Here is a 4409-nt window from a genome sequence, read left to right as displayed (position 1 = left end):
GGCAGCGGCTCGCCCACCGGCGAGAGGGCGCTAACCGGGCAGGCCAATGCATCGCACACGCTGGCGACGCCGGCCGTCACCAAGCTGGCGCCGATCCCCGCGCAGCAGACGATCGGCGGGGAGGCGGACTACGACCTGCTGGTCACGTTGCCGGAGGGCGCTGTCACCAACCTGCGCATCCGGGACGCGCTCCCGGTTGGACTGGGCTACGTCAGTCACGGCATCATCACCACTGCCGCGGCGAGCGGGGGGATCCTTGCCGCCGACTACAACGGGACGCTGACGACCACGCCCACTGTCGTGGTCTCGGGCGGCACGCTGGAGTTCCAGTTCGGCGACGTTCAGACGAACGGGTCGGGGCCGGGGAATGGGACGTCGGCTAACCAGTTCGTCGTGCGCGTTCGCACGCGCGTTCTGAATGAAGTCGGGAACCAGAATGGCACGCTGCTCGTGAACACGGCCAACCTCGGCTACGTCAATCCGCAGACCGGCGACACGACCGTGCTCGATGGCTTGCGCACGCTGACGGTGATCGAGCCCGAGCTGCAACTCACCAAGCTCGCCGATGACGACACTCCTGGGCTGGGCCAGACGGTCACCTATACCCTCGTCGTTGAGCACCTGCCTTCGAGCACGGCGGATGCACTGGATCTGGTGGTGGTCGATGTTCTGCCATTGGGCTTGACCTACCTCGGCGGCAGCGCCGCCGGCCCAGCAGGCTGGAGCGCAGCCTACAACGGTCTGACGCGGGAGCTGACATTCCAGGCTTCTGTCTTGACGCTGGCCTCCGGCAGCGCCGCGCTTATCTACCAAGTAGAAGTTGATTCTCCTCCGCCTCCCAACATTGGGGATGTGCTCACCAACAATGCCGTGCTGACCTGGACCTCGCTGCCAGGTCCTGATGCCGGCGAGCGCACCGGGGGCGGGGGAGTGAACGACTACACCGCGACGGCGACCGAAAGCCTGACGGTGACGGGCATCGACCTGGTCTTGACGAAGGACGACGTAGTGGCCTCTGTCTCCCCGGGCGAAGACCTGGCCTATACGTTGACCTATCAGAACGTCGGCAATGCCGACGCCACCGGCGTGGTCATCACCGACGTTGTGCCCGACTACACCACCTTCAACCCGGGTGCCAGCACGCCGGGCTGGACCTGCCTCCCGAACAACAACGCCGGAAGCACCTGCACGCTGGCGCTGGCGGGAAGCGTCCTTGGGGGCGCACCGGCGGTGCCCGTGACCTTTGCCGTGACGGTGGACGCGAGCGTGCCGGTGATGGTGACGCTGCTCCAGAACGCCGCCTCCATCACGGACGACGGCACGCACGGTATCGAACCCACCCCGGCCGACAACACCGACAGCGAAACCACGCCGCTGGTGGCCGCGCCGGACCTGACGATCACCAAGGACGACGGCCTGGACATCGTCTCGCCCGGGTCGCTCCTGGTGTACGCCATCAACTACGCCAATGTGGGCGATCAGGATGCCACCGGCGTGGTGGTCACCGAGACGGTTCCGCTTGCGACCACCTTCGTCGCCGCCTCGAGCCTACCCACGGTCTGGTCGTGCCCGGACGGCTCGACCGGCGGCACGGTCTGCACGATGACGATCGGCAACCTGGCGGCGGGTGCCAGCGGAGCACTCACCTTCGCCGTGCGAATCGCTGACCCAGTGCCTGCACTCACGACCCAAGTCGTGGATACGATCACCATCGCCGATGACGGGACGAACGGCCCCGAACCGCCGACGGGAAACAACACCGATACCGACACCGACAACCTGGTGACCCTGCCCAATGCCGACCTCACCAAGACGCTGGACACCACCAACCAGGCGCACACCCTCGATCCCGCTGTCGCCATCGGTGAGATCCTGACCTATCAGTTGGAGCTGACCATCCCACAGGGCACGATGACCTCGGCCGCGCTGACCGACGTGGTCGACCTGGGGCTGGCCTTTGTCCGCTGTGTCTCGCTGACGCCCTCCCCGGGGCTGACGACCATTCCGGCAGGTGCTTTTGCGGCTGCTTGCGCCAGTCCGACCGTGGCTGAGGAGCCGGCCGGTAGCGGCGCGGCCGAGGACCAGGGGCGGCGCGTAACCTTCAATCTGGGATCGATGACCAGCGCTGGGCCAGGCGTGGCCACGCTGACGCTGATCTACGAGGCGGTGGTCATCGACAACCCGGGTAACGTACGCGGCGTCAACCTGAACAACGGAGTCACCTGGACCTGGGTCGGCGGCCAGTTGATCGAGAGTGCCCCAGACGTCAGCGTGGTCGAGCCGACGTTGACGCTGGCCAAGGACGCCACCCCGCGCTCGGTTCCGCCGGGGGGCTTGGTGACGTTCACCGTGACCGTCAATCACCCAGCCCCGCCGAGCAACAGCCCGGCGTTCGACCTCGAGCTGACAGACACCGTCCCGCTGGGGATGACCTATGTTCCGGGATCGCTCACGGCCAGCCCAGGCGGCACGATCGACGACACCGCCGCGCCCTCGCTGCGAGTCACCTGGCCCGTGCTCGATCTGAACGACTCTGTCACCGCCACCTTCCAGGCGACCATGGGCCAGCTCCCGGCCGGCACCCGAATCCGCAATGATGCCTATCTGAGCTGGTCGACGCTGCCCCTCGATTTCAGCGCACCGCAATCGATCTACAACGTTCTTTCGACCGAACGAGTCTACGACCCGCCGATCAACGCCAATGTCGTCGTGGCCATCCCGGCGCTTCCGGGCACAGGCTACGCTCCTGGTCGGGTGACCGAGCTTCCGTCAGCGCCCTCCAGCCAGCCCTATGAGGATCTGGGAGACCTGGTGTTGGAGATCCCCTCGCTCGGGGTCCGTGTGCCCATCGTCGGCGTGCCCTCCGGGGATGAGGGCTGGGATCTGACCTGGCTGTGGAATCAGGCCGGCCACCTCGAGGGCACGGCGTATCCGGGTTGGGACGGCAACAGTGCACTCACGGCGCATGTCTATCGGCCGGATGGACGGCCAGGTCCGTTCGTCCGGTTGGATGAGCTGGGGTGGGACGATCCGGTGATCGTGCACGCCAACGGACAGCGCTACGAGTACCGTGTACGCCAGGTGGAGCGCGTCGTACCCGGCAACCTATCAGCCTTGCGCCATGAGAGCCAGCCCTGGCTGACGCTGCTCACCTGCCAGGGGTACGACGAAATCCAGGACAAGTACCTGTGGCGCCTGGCGGTGCGGGCGGTGCTGGTCGACGTCTCCCGATAGTTGGCGGGTGGTTGTGACAAGCAGGCAGGCGGGGTTCGGGCATGGCCCGAACCCCGTTTCGTTTCCCTGACGCATCGGTCGCTGCCGGCGCCAGGCTGGCCGTCATTCGATACAATTGCGGGATGATTCCCCTGAGCCGAGCCCTGCTCACCTGGTATGCGGCCAACGGCCGCGACCTGCCCTGGCGCCATACCCGCGACCCGTACGCCATTTGGGTTGCAGAAACGATGCTCCAGCAGACGCGGGTGGAGACGGTCATTCCCTACTACCAGCGCTGGATGCGCCGTTTCCCCAGCGTGCAGGCGGTGGCGAGCGCCGGGGAGCAGGAAGTGTTGCGTCGGTGGGAAGGGCTTGGGTACTACGGCCGCGCCCGCAGCCTGCGCCGAGCGGCGCAACAGGTTGTGGCCGAACACGCAGGGCAGCTTCCGAGAACGCGCGCCGAGCTACGGGCGCTCCCCGGGATCGGCGCCTACACCGCCAGCGCCATCGCTGCCATTGCCTTCGGCGCACAGGAGCTGGCGCTCGACGGCAACCTGCGCCGGGTGCTGTGTCGGCTGCTGGACTTCCCGCAGGACCCGCGCTCACCCGAAGGCGAGCGCTTCCTGCGGCAGCAAGCCTTGCCCTGGATCCCTGACGGTCGGGGAGGAGACCTCAACCAGGCACTGATGGACCTGGGGGCAGGGATCTGCCTGCCGCGCCGCCCGGATTGTGCGCACTGCCCGGTCTCCAAATCGTGTGCAGCCCACGAACGCGGAACCCAGGCTCTGCGACCGATGCGGCCCGAGCGAAAACCGATCCCCAAGCGCATCGCCGCAGCCGGAGTTGTCCAGCGCGGCCGGGCTGTGATGATCGCCCGCCGGCCGCCGGGTGGCCTGCTGGGTGGACTGTGGGAGTTCCCGGGAGGCAAGCCCGAAGCGGGCGAGTCGATCGACCAGACGCTGCGGAGGGAACTACGCGAGGAACTAGCGATCGAGGTCGAAGTCGTCGACTCGCTGGGATCCTTCGATCATGCCTATACCCACTTTCGTGTGACAGTGTATGCCTTCGAGTGTCGGCTGAGGCGCGGCGAGCCGCGGCTGCTCGAGCACACAGACCTGCGCTGGGTCCGGCCGGAGGCTTTGGGGCGCTATCCGATGGGCAAGATCGACCGGGCGATTGCCCGCCGGTGGAGATCG

At 67.0% G+C, this 4409-nt stretch carries 2 protein-coding genes; both read left to right on the top strand.

Translation table 11 applies throughout. The features are described 5' to 3' along the window. Nucleotides 1-3234 (top strand): sortase (locus MUO23_05380; GenBank protein ID MCJ7512385.1); only part of this gene is annotated, 3234 nt, incomplete at its 5' end. Between the two features lie 122 nt (nucleotides 3235-3356). After that, nucleotides 3357-4409: A/G-specific adenine glycosylase (gene mutY, locus MUO23_05375; protein ID MCJ7512384.1), on the top strand; the 1053-nt coding region annotated here is incomplete at its 3' end.

Source organism: Anaerolineales bacterium, assembly GCA_022866145.1.
GTDB lineage: Bacteria > Chloroflexota > Anaerolineae > Anaerolineales > E44-bin32 > PFL42.
This window is presented reverse-complemented; position numbering and strand designations above follow the sequence as displayed.